A 15,889-nucleotide genomic window follows, 5' to 3' on the forward strand; every position below is an offset into this window, starting at 1 on the left:
ATGAACCCCAAAGGCAAGAGCATCGGACGCCAGATCACGCTGTCCATCACGGTGGCCTCGCTGTGTTCGACGGTGCTGTCGATCAGCGGCTTCTACCTGTTCTATTACCTCATGGAGGTGTTCTATCCGCGCTGGTACGACGAGCCGGAAACGATCATGCCGTCCGGGCTGGAATGGCTGTGGATCGGATTGACCGCCACCGTGGTCGTCATCTTCGCCACGCTGGTCGCCTCGCGCCTGACCCGGCGCATCATCACGCCGTTGAACTCGGTGGCCGAAAGCCTGCGCCGGGTCGCCAGTGGCGATCTGGAAGCGCGTGCACGCGGTGGTGATACCACGATGGCCGAAGCGGCCACGCTGGTCAGCGATTTCAACTCCATGGCAGAACGGCTGAGCCGGATGTCCGAGAACCGGGTGTTCTGGAACGCGGCGATCGCGCATGAACTGCGCACGCCGATGACCATCCTGCGCGGCCGCCTGCAGGGCATCGCCGAAGGCGTGTTCGAGCCTGGCCCGGAGCAGTTCAACAGCATGCTCACCCAGCTGGAAGGCCTCACCCGCATCATCGAGGACCTGCGCGTGGTCAGCCTGGCCGAGAGTGGCCACCTGGATCTGCGCCTGCAGCGCAGCGATGTCAGTGTGCAGGTGGCCGCGGTGGTTGAAGCGATGTCCGAGGCACTGACCGAGAGTGGTTTCTCGGTGACATTGGACGCACGACCTTCGCTGGCCGACTGCGATCCTGCACGCATCCGCCAGGCAGTACTGGCACTGTTGGAGAATGCGCGCCGCCATGCCATTCCCTGCCCGCTGCGGGTGTACGTGACGCTGGCCGAAGGCCATTGCACCGTCACGGTGGAAGATAGCGGCCCCGGCGTGCCGGACGACCTTCGCGACAGCATCTTCGAAGCCTTCCAGCGCACGGATGTCTCGCGTTCGCGGCAGAGTGGTGGCTCCGGGCTTGGCCTGGCCGTGGTGCGTGCGATTGCCGTGGCCCATCACGGAACAGCGCTATGCCGGGCCACCGAACGTGGTGGCAGTGCCTTCGAAATCCGCTGGCCGGTGCATGCCCGCCGTTGAGGCGGTAGACACTGCCCTGGTAGCGGCCCACCTTGGTGGACATTCGCATCGCTGAACGGCGCCGGTTTCTCCACGCAATCTCCATCGTCCCTCCATGCCTTCTCCAAAGGGCTGCAGATACTGGGCGCGATCCGGGAGATGGCAGGCATCCGTCCCCTGCCCTGACTCCGACCCACCCAGGCATCCCCATGCCCCCCCCACACGATCCGGCGGCCGCCGCCGGCAGCATCGGCCAGCAGAACGCGGCCGCCACTCTCAAGGCCATCCTGCGAACCTATCCGTGGCAGCTCACCGGCACCTTTTCGCTGGTGGCGCTGGAAAATGCGCTGCTGCTGGCGTATCCGCTGTTTGCCGGCTTCGCGGTGGACGCGATCATCCGCGGCAACATCGGCCATGCCATTTCCTACGCCGGCGTGGTGCTGCTGTTCTGGCTGGTCGGTGCTGCCCGCCGTGCGGTCGATACCCGTACCTTCACCCGCATCTATGCCGACCTGGCGGTGAACGTGGTGCAGGCGCAGCGCAGGCTGGGCCACGCCACCTCCACCTCGGCCGCGCGTGTTGTGCTGGCCCGTGAGTTCGTCGACTTCTTCGAAAAGCACGTGCCGATCATCGCCACCGCGCTCGTATCAATGTTTGGTGCGGCGGTGATGCTGCTGGTGATCGAACCGCTGGTGGGCGCCGCGAGCCTGATCGCCCTGCTCGGCGCAGTGTTGTTGATGCCGTCGTTCGCACGCCGCAACGAGCAGCTGCATGGACGCCTGAACAACCGGCTGGAACATGAGATCCGCCTGGTCGACCGGGTCAGTCCCTCGGTGCTGCGTCGCCACTACACCACGCTGTCGCGGCTGCGCATCCTGCTCTCGGACCGAGAAGCTGGGGCCTTCGTGGTGGTGGGTGCGGCGGCGGCGGTGTTGTTCGCGCTGACCATCGGCCGTCTCGCCACCACCGACGGTGTGACGCCGGGTCATGTGTATGCGGTGATGACCTATCTGTGGACGTTCGTCGGCAGCCTGGATGATGCACCGTCGATGGTGGATCAGCTGGCGCGGTTGAAGGACATCGGCCGCCGCGTCAGCCCGGGCATGGAAGACGCGGAGCACAAGGATGCCGCTTGACCGGTAGATGCCCGCCTTGGTGGGCACCGATACATCGCGGCGCCAACCAAGGTTGGCGACTACCAAGGCAACAGTGCCAACCAGGATTGGCGGTTACCTCGCGGAAGGACATCGGCCGCCGCGTCAGCCCGGGCATGGAAGACGAGGAGCACAAGGATGCCGCTTGACCGGTAGATGCCCGCCTTGGTGGGCACCGATACATCGCGGCGCCAACCAAGGTTGGCGACTACCAGGGCAACGGTGCCAACCAGGATTGGCGATTATCTAGCGGAAGGACATCGGCCGCCGCGTCAGCCCGGGCATGGAGGATGCTGAGCGCAAGGACGCCGCTTGACCGGTAGACGCCCACCTTGGTGGGCACCGACACATCGCGGGGCCAACCAAGGTTGGCGACTACCGGGGCAACGGTGCCAACCAGGATTGGCGGTTACCTCGCGCCTGCCATGCGCCCGCACATCGCCAATGCACCGATGATCAACGCTTCCATGCTGCGGTCGAACTCGGCCTCCTGCGCCTTCCGATCCAGCGGGCGTCGCGTGGTATCCACCACCGCATGCCGCGAGTACACGGTGTCGGCCAACGCCACGGCGTGATACGCCACGGTCGACAGCAGCCACGCTGCCTGCTCCAGCGGCAGATCGTGCACGCGACTGAACTCGGCATGGTGGCGCTGGATGCGGGCCAGCATCTCCGGCGTCTTCGCGCCGTGGCTGACCAGGAAGGGCGCCAGGCCCGGATTGGCATCCACCAGCGCCCGCAATGAACGCTGGAATGCGCGAAGGTCCGCTTCGATGGAAACATCGGCGTCGGCATCCAGTGCCGGTGCCTGCCAACGCTCGAAGATCGCCTCGGCCACCAGCTCGCGCAGTGCCGCCAGATTCGCCACATGCTTGTACAGCGCGATGTGGCTGACCCCCAGCGCCGCCGCCACGCCCACGAAGCTCAGCTCCGGCAGCGTCATGGCAATGCCGGCGTCGGCGATGCGCTCGCGGGTGATGCTGGGCGGTCGCCCACGGGCAGCGGTCTTTTTCGGTGCAGCCATGCGGTAACGGTTCCTGCGCGGTGCGCGGGCAAGGGCTGTCATGGTGGTCCGCAGCGACGCCGCGGTCAACGCGTCGCTGCGGTCCGTGGACAGGCCCCGGTTGCGGCGCGATCAATTTAGTTTACTATGATGTAACTAATTCGCATTTGCAGTGTCCAGGATCGTTGTCGATGTCCGCGTCCCCCACTTCAATCACCCCGGCCGGGCCGCTGCGCGGCGCCGACCATGATCGCGGCCTGCAGGCGCTGCAGGTCCAGGTGGTCGCGGTTGCACAGCCGTGCGCCAGCCTGCTGCGCCTCGTGGTCCAGCTGCCGGAACATGCAGAACTCGCGCCCTGGCAGCGTGCCAACACCGCCGTGCGCATCCAGCTCGGCGCCACGTTCGGCGATGTGTCACGGATCTACACCGTGCGCAGCCTCGATCCCAACACCCGCCAGTTCACCCTGGACGTAGTGCTGCACGAGGCGCCGGGGCCGATGCTGGCCTGGGTACGTGCGCTGCGCCCCGGTGATGCCTTCGTTCTGACCGGACCGCGCCCCCATCTGCAGGTACCGCAGCGCGAGGGCACCTGCGCCCTCCTGTTCGCCGACCCAAGCGCCATCCCTGCCCTGTTTGCATTGCTGCAGCAGTGGCCGGCCGACCTGCGCGCAGAGGCCTGGATCGCCTCGGATGATGCATTCCCGGTAGACGAACTGCCCGCCATTGAAGGTGTCTGCGTGCTCCGCCTCGCCACCGGTGACGTGCCGTTGCTGCAGCAGGCGCGCCAACTGCGGCCGGAACCCGGCAGCACGGTCTGGGCGGCCGGCGAGCGCGAGGAAATGCGTGCCCTGCGCCGCCACTTCATCGAAACGGTCGGCCTGCCACGCAGCGACGTTGCCGTGGCCGGCTACTGGAAACGTGGCGAGACCACCACCGAGACCGACCAGCGTCGCCGCCGCAACTACGAGCGCGTGCTGGCACGCGGCGGTGGCCTGCAGGACCTCGACGACCTCGCCGACGATATCTGATCCACCCCGCAGTATCCGCGCCCCGCGCTTCGTTCCACCCAGCCACAGATCGCCCACGCACCTCGCGTGCAGCACTGCCACACCGGCAGTGCCGTGCCCTCTGCCAGCCATTCCACAGCCCGCGTCGTCCTGCCCCTGCAGGTCACAGACGGCGCCGTGCTGGCCGATCGCACGACCCACCACACGAGAACCGCCATGTCCCTCCCCCTGCGAACCCTGCCCCTCCCACGCCGCTCGGCGCTGTCTCTGGCCGCCCGTGCGGCGTTGCTGCCCACCCTGCTGATCGCCACCGCCGCACACGCCAACGATGCACCTGATGGCGCCCGCCAGTTGCCCACCGTGAACGTGCGCGCCGACAAGACCGCACCCACCGATACCTACGCCGGCGGCCAGGTCACGCGCGGCAGCGGCGTCGGCCTGCTCGGCGAGCTCGACTTCATGGACACGCCGTTCAACACCACACGCTACACCGCCGAATTCATCGACAACATCCAGGCGCCGGACCTGGTGCGGGTCATCGCACTGACCGACCCCAGCGTCTACAACAGTGGCTCCAGCGGTGGCATCACCGACTACTTCAACATCCGCGGTTTCGGTGTCGCCTCGTCGGATATCGGCTTTGGTGGCCTGTACGGGCTGATCCCCTACTACCGCGTCACTCCCGAACTGGCCGAGAACATCGAGGTCCTGAAGGGTCCGTCCGCGCTGCTCAACGGCATGCCGCCGGGCGGCTCGGTGGGCGGTGCGGTGAACGTGGTACCCAAGCGTGCAGGCGACACACCGCTGACCCGCTTCACCGCCAGCTACGGCAGCGACGCGCAGTGGGGCGGTCACCTGGATGTCGGCCGCCGCTTCGGCGCGGACAAGCAGTTCGGCGTACGCCTCAATGCCGTGCATCGCGACGGCGACACCGCCACCGACCACCAGCAGCACAAGACGCAGCTCGCATCGCTCGGCCTGGACTGGCGTGGTGAGCGCTCGCAGGTGTCGCTGGACCTGTTCAGCAGCCGCGACCATGTGGATGGCCTCAACCGTGGCGTCTCGCTGGCGCCCGGCCTGGCCGTGCCCCGCCCGCCGAAAGCCAGCACCCTGTTTGCACCGGACTGGACCTTCAGCACCGTCAAGGACCAGGCCGCCGCACTGCGCTGGTCGTTCGACATCAATGACTACCTGCAGGCGCATGCCAGCTACGGCCACGGCCATACCGATTTCGACTCCATCGCCAGTGCTACCACGCTGATCACCATCACCGCCGGCGACTTCCGCAACAACTTCGCCCACCAGCGCTTCATCTACAGCAAGGACACCGCCGAAGCCGGATTGTCGGCGCGTTTCCGCACCGGCGCGGTCGATCATGCGCTGGCGATCAGTGCGGCCTGGTACCAGCACGACCAGAAGTTCGGCTTCAAGCGAAACCTGCTGGCCCGCGATTGGGTAACCAATATCTACAACCCGCAGTGGGGCCCTGCCATCGACCGCAGCTTCAGTGATGCGTCGCTGCCGAAGACCGCGGAAGTGCGCACCACCAGCTTCGGCATCGCCGATACGCTGTCCTTCATCGATGATCGTGTGCAGCTGACCCTGGGCATCCGTCACCAGACCGTGCTCAGCGATACCTTCGATGGCGGCACAGGCAAGCGCACCGCACGCTACGACGCCAGCGCCAACACCCCGGCCGGTGCACTGCTGTTCAAGGCCAGCGACCGCCTGTCACTGTATGCCAACTACATCGAAGGCCTGAGCCAGGGCAGCAACGCCCCGGCAACCGCCGCCAACGCGGGCGACGTGTTCCCGCCGTTCAAGACCCGCCAGCGCGAGGTCGGTGCCAAGCTCGACTTCGGCCGCTTGGCCAGCGCATTGAGCGTGTACGAGATCGAAAAGCCCAGCTCCTATACCGACCCGACCACGAATGTCTTCTCGTTCGGAGGCCAGCAACGCAACCGGGGCGTGGAATGGACCGTGTTCGGCCAGGCCACCGAACAGCTGCGCGTGCTCGGTGGCATCGGCTGGCTGCAGCCGAAGCTGACCCGTACCCAGGGCGGTATCAACGAAGGCCGGTTGGCGACGGCCACACCGCAATGGCAGGGCAAGCTGGGCGTCGAATGGGACGTGCCGACCGTGGCCGGCCTCACCCTCACCGGCAACGCGGTCAGCCTGTCCAAGGGCTACATCACTGCTGACAACAGCCAGTGGGTGGCGGACCGCACCGTGTTCGATCTCGGTGCCCGCTATGCGACGCAAGCGGCCGGCCATCCGCTGGTACTGCGTGCCACCGTGCAGAACGTGACCAACAAAGCGTACTGGGCCGGCAGCCTCGGCTCGGGGCTGGGCACGCCACGCACCGCCCTGCTGTCGGCCACCGTCGATTTCTGATCCTGGTTTCAAGGGCGCCACGCCATTGCGCGTGGTGCCCTGGAGAAGTGCTTTGACCGTTTCCCGTACCGCTTCCGTGCTGACCTGGCTGCCCCTGGTCTCACGCATCGTCGCCGCGCTGTTCGGCGGTTATGTGCTGGCCGCGCTGTGCAGCATCGCCGCACTGGCGCTGCCCATCGATGGCCGCCAGGCCGTGTTCACCGGCATGCTGGCCAGCTTCCTTCTATATGCGGGCGCCGTAGTCTGGGTGTTCGCGGTGCGCTCGGCGTGGCGCGCATGGATCGGGCTGATCGTGATCGCCCTGCCGCTGTGGCTGGTCGCGCAAACGGTCAGCCGGGGAGCGGGCGCATGAGCAAGGTCGATCGCACCCCCAAGCCACGCGGCATCCGCCAGACCATGTCCGACCTGCATATCTGGGTCGGGCTGCTGGCCGGCTGGATCCTGTACGCGATGTTCCTCACCGGCACCGCCAGCTACTTCCGCGACGAGCTCTCGCGCTATACCCGCCCGGAAATCGCCACACCGTCCACGTTGCCGGATGCCGCTATCGTCACGCAGCGCACCGTCGCCACGATCATGGCCGACACGCCTGCGGCCAGCCAGATCAACCTCAGCCTGCCGAGCACGCGCATGCCGTGGGTGTCGGCGATGTGGGCCGGCCCGGGTGGGCGTGGCCGGCATGGTTTCGACTCGGGCCTGTTCGATGCCAGCACCGGCGCGCCGCTGCAGGCACGTGACACCGGCGGCGGCGACTTCTTCTATGCCTTCCATTTCAACCTGCATTACATGCCGGCCATGTGGGGTCGCTGGATCGTCGGCCTGTGCGCGATGTTCATGCTGGTGGCCATCGTCAGCGGCGTGATCACCCACAAGAAGATCTTCGCCGACTTCTTCACCTTCCGTTGGGGCAAGGGCCAGCGCTCGTGGCTGGATGGTCACGCGGCACTCTCGGTACTCGGCCTGCCTTTCCATTTCATGATCACCTGGAGCGGGCTGGTGATGCTGGCGGTGCTGTACATGCCGTGGGGCCTGGCCAAGCTGCCTGACAAGCGCCAGCAGGCCGAGGTGGTCAGCGAGATGCGCCTATTCCTGCCGCCGCAGAAGGCCGCCGGCCACCCTGCTCCGCTCACCAACGTCGGTGCACTGGTGCAGCAGGCCGAGCAGCGCTGGGGAGCTGGCGCGGTGGGCAGCGTGCAGGTGCAGAATCCCGGCGACGAGAACGCACGCGTGGCCGTGGTGCGTGCGCAGTCCAGCCGTGTTTCGACCACCCCGAACTATCTGCTGTTCGACGGCAGCGGTGGGCAGCTGCTGCAGATCAAGGAACACTCGGGCGTTGCCGCCGATACCCAGGGCGTGCTGTATGGCCTGCACCTGGGCCGCTTCGCCGATGCCGCCCTGCGCTGGCTGTACTTCATCGTCAGCCTGGCCGGCACGGCCATGGTCGGCACCGGGCTGGTGCTGTGGACGGTCAAGCGCCGTGCGCAGCTGCCTGATCCGCAGCGCCCCTACTTCGGCTTCCGCTTGGTCGAGCGTCTCAACATCGCCACCGTCGCCGGCCTGTCGGTGGCGATGACCGCCTACCTGTGGGCGAATCGCCTGCTGCCCGTTGCCATGGACGCGCGCGCGGCGTGGGAGGTGCATGTGTTCTTCCTGGCCTGGGCGGGCATGTTCGTGCATGCAACGCTGCGTACACCCAAGCGCGCATGGATCGAACAGTTCCTGCTGGCGGCGTTGCTGCTGGCGCTGCTGCCGGTGCTGACCGCGGTGACCACGCCGCATCCGCTGTGGCGCACGCTGGCCTCGGGCGATTGGGCATTCGCTGGCACCGACCTGACCCTGCTGGCATTGGCCGCCCTGCACACGCTGCTGGCCTGGCGCACCTGGCGGCATGCGCCGAAGGTGAAACGCGCCCGGCCGTCTGCCGCGTCACGCACTGCGGCACCGGAGGCCAGCGCATGATCCACGTCATTCTGTTCGTGTTGTCGCTGGCCGCGTTCGCCTGCCTGGCACTGGCGATGGAGCGTCATCAGCGGGACGTATTGCGTCGTGTGCTGAGCGCGCAGGCAACCCAGCAGCTGCGCGCGATTGGCTGGGCACTGCTGGTGTTCAGTACCGTGTTTGCCATGCGCGGGTTGGGCGTGGGTTTCGGTCTGGCTGCGCTGTCCGGTCACACCAGCGTTGCCGCGGGCGTGGTGGTGTTGGCGATGGTGGTGCATGGGCGGTGGAATCGGTAGCTGCCCACCTTGGTGGGCATTGGTGAAAGCGACGCCAACCAAGGTTGGCGACTACCGGGCCTGCGCGGCGTTGCTTTGGTAGCGGCCCACCTTGGTGGGCACCGGGAGCGATAGGTGCCAATTCGCCGCTCGGCTCTACAGAAAAGCTGCCATGCGCTGCAGCTCATCTTCCAACGCGCCACGAAATACCTTGTCGCGGGCCAGTGACTTGCCGGCGTAGCCCACGCTGGACGCCAGTTCACCATCGCGCGCACTGAGATTGGCCCAGCCCACCACCTGGTCGTGCCACAGCACCGGCAACGCGTAGTAACCGTACTGGCGCTTCGGCGCAGGCGTGTAGGCCTCGAACTTGTAGACCCAGCCCCACAGCAGCTCGAAGCGGCGGCGGTCCCACACCACGGGATCGAACGGGGCTAGCAGGCGCACCTGCTCATCCGGTGCGTGACGGCGCGAGCGCGGGTTCTCGTCTGCCGGCCAGTACCAGGTGGTGCCGTCCAGCGTGCAGCTGGCCAGCTGTTGCTTGGCCAGCATCAATGCCTGCCGGGTCTGTTCGGCCAGATGCGGTGCGCCGTAGCCCAGTAGGCGCACCAGATAAGTCAGGCTGCCCGACGGCAGCGGCGCGTACTTGCGCACCACCAGGTCAATCAGGGCGGCGGCGCGTTCAATCTGTGCCTGCTCGCTGGCATCGACTTCCGCGTGGTCGGCCACCGCGTAGATGCGCGTACCGCTGTCGCGCCGCTGCACGCGCAGCAGGCCACGGTAGTGCATGCCATCCAGCAGGTGCGTGCTGGCATTGCTGGTGCCGCCCCAGTAGTTGGTCACCCGCCCATGCGCGAATGCCTGGTCGACCTCGCGTGGGTGCACGCTGCCGCGCTCGCGCACGAAAGCCAGCACGTCCGCCGCGCGGCGCTGCGTTTCGGCATCCCATGCGCGCTTGGACACGCGCGGGTGCATCAGTGCCAGATGTTCACGTGGCAGGAAGCCGTAGTTCACCAGGCAATCTTCTTCCACCGGCAGGCGCGTATAGCGCCGCTCCAGATCACCGGCGCGGTAGTCCTTCACCCGATGGCGCAGGGTCAGGTCCTGTGCGCGTGCCGGCGCCCGGATCGGGTCAGCCTGCACGAAGCCCAGGCGACGGATCGCGGTCAGCAGCGTGGTGGGTTTGAACAGCGTGCGCGCCACCGCATGGCGACGCAGATCATCGAGGGTGGGCGTGGCAGGCATGGCCGCATTGTAGATCCACGCCATGCATGGAGGGGGCCGTGGCGAACCGTGCAACCGCATCCACGCATGGCGTGGATCTACCGAAGTTCCAACACCTCCAGCGAACCGATCACCAGCGCACGCATGCCCTGCTTGAACTCGGTGATCACCTGGCCCTCTTCGTCGTCGGCAATCCCGTAGACCGTGTCCGCACCGGCAATGCAGTAGAAAGCAATCGTGGCCAGCAGCCAGCGCGCCTTGTCCAGCGGCAGGCCGAACACCTCGGCCACATGGGCTTGGTGCGAGGCGATCTTCTCCAGCGTCGGCGTGGTCGCCACCGAACGGCGCAACAGGTACGGCGGTAGTCCGGGGTGCGCTTTCACCACCTCGCACAGCGATTCCACGAACCCCAGCAGGTAAGCCTGCAGCCCGCCCGGTGCATCGGCCGACGCGCACGGAATCTGCCAGCGCTGGAACACCGTATCGGCCACCAGACGCTTCAAGGCCTCCAGGTTGGCCACACGCTTGTAGAGCGCGGCCTGGGTCACCGCCAGTTCGGCGGCCACGTTGGCCATGGTCAGGTTCGGCAGGCCCAACGTGATGCCGATGTCGGCCAAGCGATCGGGGGTGATGGTGGGCGGACGGCCACGGGCCGACGCCGGGGTTTCAGGGTGCATGTTCATACCGTAGTGAGGGTGCCAGCAAAGGGACCCTCTTGTCCGCTTCATATGGTTTAGTTTAATTTACTCAACTAATTCGGAATGCGTGTGGTTCGCAACCCCGCCGCCGTCCGCAATCGAGCCCATGGCTCACTTCCCGCCAGGTCCCCACCCAGCCGACAACCCTGCGCCGCGCCCTCCCCCGTGCTTGCCGTCGGCAGCGCGCCAGGCGCGCTCGCACCTGCGATTCACAGGAACCTGGCATGACCGTGTACCACCTTTCCTCCCCGCTGCAGCGTGCAGCGGCCGCCGCGACCCGCGTGCATCCGCATCCGCCGATGGCCCGGCGCTACCGGGTGTCGGCCCTCGCGCTGGGGCTGCTGGCATCGTCTGCCGCGCTGGCCGACTCCGCACCATCCACCCTGCCCTCGGTGCAGGTGCAGGAACAGCGCCGGGTCACTGCAGACTATGCGGGCGGCCAGGTGGCCGCCGGCAGCCGCGTCGGCCTGCTTGGCGACAAGGACTTCATGGACACGCCGTTCAATACGGTCAGCTATACCGAGTCCTTCATCCGCGACCGCCAGGCCAAGGACCTGACCGATGTCATCGCCGCCACTGACCCCACGGTGTTCAGCAACGGCGTCACCGGCGCCTGGAGCGAGAACTACGCCATCCGCGGCTTTGCCTCCAACACCAGCGATACCACCTTCAACGGTCTCAGCGGTATGGCGCCGTACTACCGCACCTCGCCGGAGATGTTCGAGCGCATCGAGGTCTTGAAGGGTCCGTCCGCGCTGCTCAACGGCATGCCACCGGGCGGCTCGGTTGGTGGCAGTGTCAACCTGGTGCCCAAGCGTGCCGGCGATCAGCCATTGCTGCGGGTCAGCGCCAACTTCGCCTCCGATGCGCAGTTCGGCACCCATGTGGATATGGGCCGTCGCCTGGGCACAGACAAGCAGTTCGGCATCCGCTTCAACGGCGCGTACCGTGATGGTGATGGCGCCGTGGGCAAGCAGAGCAAGAAGGTACAGCTAGGTTCGCTGGCATTGGACTGGCGCGGCGAACGTGCGCGGCTGTCGGCCGATCTTTACAGCGCCGACGACCGCGTGGACGGCCCGGCGCGTGGCGTCGGTCTGGCACCGGGCGTGGCGATTCCGCGACCGCCGCGTGGCGACACCCTGATCAACCCGGATTGGGCCTACGTGGACAGCCAGGACAAGGGCGCGATGCTGCGTGGCGAGCTGGACATCAACGAACACCTGATGGCCTACCTGGCCTACGGCACCAGCAAGACCGACTACCGCTACAACGGTTCGATCAGTGCGCAGATCCTCAACCCGGCCGGTGACTTCACTACCGTGATCGGCCAGCTGGCGTTCGACATCAAGAAGCAGTCCGGTGACGCTGGCCTGCGCGGCAGCTTCCGTACCGGCAGCGTCGGCCACCAGTGGGCTGCCAACATGACCCATTACCAGCACACCCAGAACGACTACGGCCGCCGCAGCGTGCCGGGCTGGGACTGGACCACGAACCTGTACAACCCGGTGTGGGGCCCGGCGGCGCCGTTCGTGGCACCGCATATCTCGCACACCGAGCTGCGGCTGGACAGCCTCGGCTTCGCCGATACCCTGTCCTTCGCCGAGGACCGCGTGCAGTTGACCGTAGGCGTGCGCCGCCAGCAGGTGGTCAGCGAGACCTTCAATGTCGCCAGCGGTGCACGCACCTCACGCTACGACGAGAGCGCCACTACGCCGGCAGCGGCCCTGCTGGTGAAGGCCACCGACACGGTCTCCCTCTACACCAACTACATCGAAGGCCTCAGCCAGGGCGCCACCGCGCCGATGACCGCCGCCAATGCCGGCGATGTGTTCGCACCCTTCCGCACCAAGCAGAAGGAGCTGGGTCTGAAACTGGACCTCGGCAGCTTCGCGCACACGTTCAGCGTGTACGAGATCAAGCGCCCGAGCAGCTACACCGACCCGGTCACGAATATCTTCTCGTTCGGTGGCGAACAGCGGAACAGTGGCGTGGAATGGGGCTTCTTCGGCTCACCACTGGATGGCGTGCGCCTCCTCGGTGGCGTGGCCTATGTAGAGCCGAAGCTGACCCGCACAGCAGGCGGTGTGAATGAGGGGCGCATCGCCACTGCCGTAGCGCAACGGCAGGCCAAGCTGGGTGTGGAATGGGATGTGCCGACCTTGCAGGGCCTCACCTTGACCGGCAATGCCACGGCGATGTCGAAGCAGTACATCAGTGCCGACAACAGCCTGTCTGTGCCGGGGCGCACGTTGTTTGATGTGGGTGCGCGTTACAACACCACGATGGCCGGACGACCACTTTCCTTGCGCGCCAGCGTGAACAACGTGACCAACAAGGCGTACTGGGGCATGCCGTTGCTTTCCAGCCTGGCGCTGGGCGCACCGAGGACGGTGTTGTTGTCGGCCACGATGGATTTCTGAACCGGGCGGCCTCCGCGCCAGACATGCATCACCTGTAGAGTCGAGCCATGCTCGACTCGCTTCATCAGTAGAGCCAGGCCATGCCTGGCTGCCGCCATGTTGATCCGCCAAAAGCATCCACGCATGGCGTGGATCTACTGAACCTCGGCCTACCCTTTCATTCCGGATGCAGGCGATAGATGGCATGACTGGTCAATGCCAGCGCGGCCAGCTTCAACCCTTCCATCACGCGGTCGCCGACGTAGTGTTCCGGGCCGCCATTCTGGCGGGCGCGTTCGGCCGCCAGAAGGATTTCCTGCACGATGCGCAGCCCGGCCAGCGCACCATCGGCATCGGCCAATGCCATGCATCGGCCCGGCAGTTGATGGCGCTCGGGCCAGGGCTGGCCGTCAGAAGCCGCGCCCAGCCCGATGCGATGCAGCAGGGCCGTCAGGTTGTTGGGATCGGGCGGGATGTCGTGTCCTTCATCGGCATTGGCCGGGACGCGCTGATGGGGGAGCTCCGATGCGTTCATGGCAGGTCTCCGTGCAAGGCATGCGGGACCACCGCCCTTAACAAAGGCGGCGGACGGTGCGTGGCTGGAATCCGGTGGTTGCGTGAAGACAGTCCGGTAGGCACGCTTGCGCGCACCTCCACGCACCGCCCGCCATAAGGCGCGGACGGGTTGTCAGCCGGCGCCGCACAAGGCGACGCCGGCTGACAAGCGCGAACAACACAACCAACGGGGATTCCAGCCCCCGGCCATCCTTTGTCGATGGCAACTCATCATGTGCACAACAGGGTGGCAGGCGCCAACAACCCAAGTGCAAAGACAGCAACGTTCACGCAGTGGCAGCATTGTCGCATATCGACAATCGCGCCGAAAATTCAATAACTTGCACCATGCCGGTGGCGGCATGCTTCACCCGCATCGGCACCGCGCATTCCTTGACCGCATCCGGCATTCAGGACATCCCACATGCCAGTTCCGACATTACGTAAGCAGATGGGCAATCAACGCCAGCACCGCCAGATGCCCCACGTAGTACCCATAGAACGCCCAGCGCCAGCGCGGCAGCCGCCATGGCACGCGCGCCGCAGCCAGCACCACCGGAATGGCCAGCAGTGCCCAGCCATTGTGGTTGGCCCAGCACACCGCCCCGAGACCGACCAGCAGCAGCCACCACGCGCGATGCCGGAATGCGATCCAGCCCAGCAGCACGAAGCCGACACCGGCCCACTGGTAATCCACCAGCATTGGCGCCATGCCCGCCGCCAGCAACAACAGCAGCGGCCGATTGCTGGCCAGTGCATGCACCGCCACCGCGGCCAGCGCGAAAGTGAGCAAAATGTTGAGTGGCAACCAGGAACCGAAGGCCAGTGCATGCAGCGGTTGCGCGACCACGCCCCATACGGCCAGGCGACGGATCGACTTGCGCAGGTCCGCCCCCGGTTGGGCGAGGTTGCAGGCCATCACCAGCGCGAACAGCGGGAACGCGATGCGCCCCAGTTCGCTTATGACCGGCAGGTAGCCGCCGTAGACCACTTTTGCCACGTGGTCACCGGTCATGGTCAGCAGCGCGATCCACTTCAGCAGCTCGCGTGCGCCGCTGCTGAGGCTGGGATCGGGCGTGGACATCCCTGTCGTGGTCGCTTGCATCGCGGAAGCTTATGCGCATCGGCCAGCCCATTTCCAGCACCGCGAAAGCATGTGCCACTGCAGGCAGCGGGCGGCGGCGCTATGCTGGCCGCCCCTGCTTGTGAGACACGCCCCATGCGCACCCTCTACCCCGCCATCGAGCCCTACCGCGAGTTCACCCTGCCGGTGAGCGATCTGCACACTCTGCATATCGAAGAGTGCGGCAGGCCCGAGGGCATCCCGGTGGTGTACCTGCATGGCGGCCCCGGCGCCGGTATCTCGCCCACCCACCGCCGCTTCTTCGACCCGGCGCGCTATCGCATCGTGCTGATCGACCAACGTGGCAGCGGTCGCTCCATGCCGTTCGGCGAGCTGCGCGACAACACCACGCAGGACCTGGTGGCCGACATCGAGAAGGTGCGCGAGCACCTGGGCATCGAGCGCTGGCTGGTTTACGGCGGCTCCTGGGGTTCGACCCTGTCATTGGCGTACGCGCAGGCGCACCCAGAGCGTGCCACCGGCCTGATCGTGCGTGGCGTGTTCCTTGGCCGCGAGATGGAGAACCGCTGGTTCGCCGAGGCCAACGGCGGTGCACGCTGGATCTTCCCGGAACGCTGGGACCGCTACGAGGCCTATATCCCGGAGGTCGAGCGCGGTGACATGCTCGCGGCCTACTGGGCACGCCTGGGCAGCGCCGATGAGGCCACCCGCATCGCGGCCGCGCAGGCCTGGCTGGGCTGGGAAGACAATGCAGCGACCCTGCAGCACGACGTGGATGCCGTGTCCACGGATGACCCGCTGGATACGCTGGCCAAGGCCCGCATCGAAGCGCACTACTTCCGCAACGGCATCTTCCTGGAACCGGACCAGCTGCTGCGCGACATCGATCGCATTCGCCATCTCCCCGGCGTGATCGTGCAGGGCCGCTACGACATCATCTGCCCGCCGCGCAGCGCCTGGGACCTGGCCAAGGCCTGGCCGGAGGCCACGCTGGAGATGGTGACCTCCGGCCACAGCGCGAACGAGCCTGCGACGGTGGATGCGCTGGTGCGCGCCACGGATGCGTTCGCCGACCGTTTCTGAAGGCACGAGGTAGTGCCGG

The 15,889-nt window shown here is 66.5% G+C and carries 14 protein-coding genes; 9 read left to right on the forward strand and 5 right to left on the reverse strand.

Features of this window, described 5'->3' with window-relative positions; all coding sequences use genetic code 11:
- Both MG068_RS11160 and MG068_RS11165 read left to right on the forward strand, forming a co-directional pair.
- Entirely contained in the window at positions 1-1,077 is a 1,077-nt protein-coding gene (locus MG068_RS11160) for an ATP-binding protein (protein ID WP_132810196.1), read from the forward strand.
- A 188-nt stretch (positions 1,078-1,265) separates the two neighbouring features.
- On the forward strand, positions 1,266-2,192 hold the full coding sequence (locus MG068_RS11165; RefSeq protein WP_132810197.1) for an ABC transporter six-transmembrane domain-containing protein: 927 nt from the start codon (positions 1,266-1,268) through the stop codon (positions 2,190-2,192).
- A gap of 427 nt (positions 2,193-2,619) precedes the next feature.
- Here the strand turns inward: MG068_RS11165 and MG068_RS11170 are convergent, their stop codons facing one another.
- A complete protein-coding gene (locus tag MG068_RS11170) occupies positions 2,620-3,234 on the reverse strand; it encodes a TetR/AcrR family transcriptional regulator (protein WP_132810198.1) in 615 nt (204 codons plus the stop codon).
- 170 nt (positions 3,235-3,404) lie between these two features.
- On the opposite strand from MG068_RS11170, the gene MG068_RS11175 reads away from it, so the two are divergent.
- From MG068_RS11175 to MG068_RS11195, 5 genes are all read left to right on the forward strand, one after another.
- Positions 3,405-4,241, forward strand: coding sequence for a siderophore-interacting protein (locus MG068_RS11175; protein ID WP_132810199.1), 837 nt, complete (start codon positions 3,405-3,407; stop codon positions 4,239-4,241).
- A 195-nt stretch (positions 4,242-4,436) separates the two neighbouring features.
- Entirely contained in the window at positions 4,437-6,614 is a 2,178-nt protein-coding gene (locus MG068_RS11180) for a TonB-dependent receptor (RefSeq protein ID WP_132810200.1), read from the forward strand.
- 52 nt (positions 6,615-6,666) lie between these two features.
- On the forward strand, positions 6,667-6,966 hold the full coding sequence (locus MG068_RS11185) for a DUF3649 domain-containing protein (RefSeq protein WP_132810201.1): 300 nt from the start codon (positions 6,667-6,669) through the stop codon (positions 6,964-6,966).
- A complete protein-coding gene (locus MG068_RS11190) occupies positions 6,963-8,573 on the forward strand; it encodes a PepSY-associated TM helix domain-containing protein (RefSeq protein ID WP_132810202.1) in 1,611 nt (536 codons plus the stop codon). Before MG068_RS11185 ends, MG068_RS11190 begins: the two co-directional genes overlap by 4 nt.
- A complete protein-coding gene (locus tag MG068_RS11195) occupies positions 8,570-8,848 on the forward strand; it encodes a DUF3325 domain-containing protein (RefSeq protein ID WP_121503367.1) in 279 nt (92 codons plus the stop codon). The genes MG068_RS11190 and MG068_RS11195 overlap by 4 nt, the downstream gene beginning before the upstream one ends.
- 135 nt (positions 8,849-8,983) lie before the next feature.
- Here the strand turns inward: MG068_RS11195 and MG068_RS11200 are convergent, their stop codons facing one another.
- Positions 8,984-10,072, reverse strand: coding sequence for a DNA glycosylase AlkZ-like family protein (locus MG068_RS11200; RefSeq protein WP_132810203.1), 1,089 nt, complete (start codon positions 10,070-10,072; stop codon positions 8,984-8,986).
- Positions 10,073-10,149: 77 nt separating this feature from the next.
- The gene (locus MG068_RS11205; protein WP_132810204.1) at positions 10,150-10,734 is read right to left on the reverse strand and encodes a TetR/AcrR family transcriptional regulator; all 585 of its coding nucleotides are present in this window, start codon (positions 10,732-10,734) and stop codon (positions 10,150-10,152) included.
- A 239-nt stretch (positions 10,735-10,973) separates the two neighbouring features.
- Between MG068_RS11205 and MG068_RS11210 the strand changes: the two genes are divergently transcribed.
- Positions 10,974-13,169, forward strand: a complete 2,196-nt coding sequence (locus MG068_RS11210; RefSeq protein WP_132810205.1) for a TonB-dependent receptor — start codon at positions 10,974-10,976, stop codon at positions 13,167-13,169.
- Between the two features lie 157 nt (positions 13,170-13,326).
- Here MG068_RS11210 and MG068_RS11215 read toward each other — a convergent pair whose 3' ends face one another.
- Positions 13,327-13,683, reverse strand: coding sequence for a hypothetical protein (locus MG068_RS11215; RefSeq protein ID WP_132810206.1), 357 nt, complete (start codon positions 13,681-13,683; stop codon positions 13,327-13,329).
- Positions 13,684-14,142: 459 nt separating this feature from the next.
- Positions 14,143-14,808, reverse strand: a complete 666-nt coding sequence (locus tag MG068_RS11220; RefSeq protein WP_132810207.1) for a TraX family protein — start codon at positions 14,806-14,808, stop codon at positions 14,143-14,145.
- A 114-nt stretch (positions 14,809-14,922) separates the two neighbouring features.
- Between MG068_RS11220 and pip the strand changes: the two genes are divergently transcribed.
- Positions 14,923-15,870 (forward strand): prolyl aminopeptidase, encoded by a 948-nt coding sequence (gene pip / locus MG068_RS11225; protein ID WP_132810208.1) that lies wholly within the window; start codon positions 14,923-14,925, stop codon positions 15,868-15,870.
- Positions 15,871-15,889: the final 19 nt, after the last annotated feature.

It is taken from the genome of Stenotrophomonas sp. ASS1 (assembly GCF_004346925.1).
GTDB lineage: Bacteria > Pseudomonadota > Gammaproteobacteria > Xanthomonadales > Xanthomonadaceae > Stenotrophomonas > Stenotrophomonas maltophilia_A.

Excerpts from the sequence above, each read along its gene's own strand:
- MG068_RS11180 (WP_132810200.1), top strand. The coding sequence starts at position 4,437 with ATGTCCCTCCCCCTGCGAACCCTGCCCCTCCCACGCCGCTCGGCGCTG.
- MG068_RS11190 (WP_132810202.1), top strand. The coding sequence starts at position 6,963 with ATGAGCAAGGTCGATCGCACCCCCAAGCCACGCGGCATCCGCCAGACC.
- MG068_RS11175 (WP_132810199.1), top strand. The coding sequence starts at position 3,405 with ATGTCCGCGTCCCCCACTTCAATCACCCCGGCCGGGCCGCTGCGCGGC.
- MG068_RS11205 (WP_132810204.1), bottom strand. The coding sequence starts at position 10,734 with ATGAACATGCACCCTGAAACCCCGGCGTCGGCCCGTGGCCGTCCGCCC.
- MG068_RS11195 (WP_121503367.1), top strand. The coding sequence starts at position 8,570 with ATGATCCACGTCATTCTGTTCGTGTTGTCGCTGGCCGCGTTCGCCTGC.
- MG068_RS11160 (WP_132810196.1), top strand. The coding sequence starts at position 1 with ATGAACCCCAAAGGCAAGAGCATCGGACGCCAGATCACGCTGTCCATC.
- MG068_RS11210 (WP_132810205.1), top strand. The coding sequence starts at position 10,974 with ATGACCGTGTACCACCTTTCCTCCCCGCTGCAGCGTGCAGCGGCCGCC.
- MG068_RS11220 (WP_132810207.1), bottom strand. The coding sequence starts at position 14,808 with ATGCAAGCGACCACGACAGGGATGTCCACGCCCGATCCCAGCCTCAGC.
- MG068_RS11170 (WP_132810198.1), bottom strand. The coding sequence starts at position 3,234 with ATGGCTGCACCGAAAAAGACCGCTGCCCGTGGGCGACCGCCCAGCATC.
- MG068_RS11165 (WP_132810197.1), top strand. The coding sequence starts at position 1,266 with ATGCCCCCCCCACACGATCCGGCGGCCGCCGCCGGCAGCATCGGCCAG.
- MG068_RS11200 (WP_132810203.1), bottom strand. The coding sequence starts at position 10,072 with ATGCCTGCCACGCCCACCCTCGATGATCTGCGTCGCCATGCGGTGGCG.
- MG068_RS11215 (WP_132810206.1), bottom strand. The coding sequence starts at position 13,683 with ATGAACGCATCGGAGCTCCCCCATCAGCGCGTCCCGGCCAATGCCGAT.
- pip (WP_132810208.1), top strand. The coding sequence starts at position 14,923 with ATGCGCACCCTCTACCCCGCCATCGAGCCCTACCGCGAGTTCACCCTG.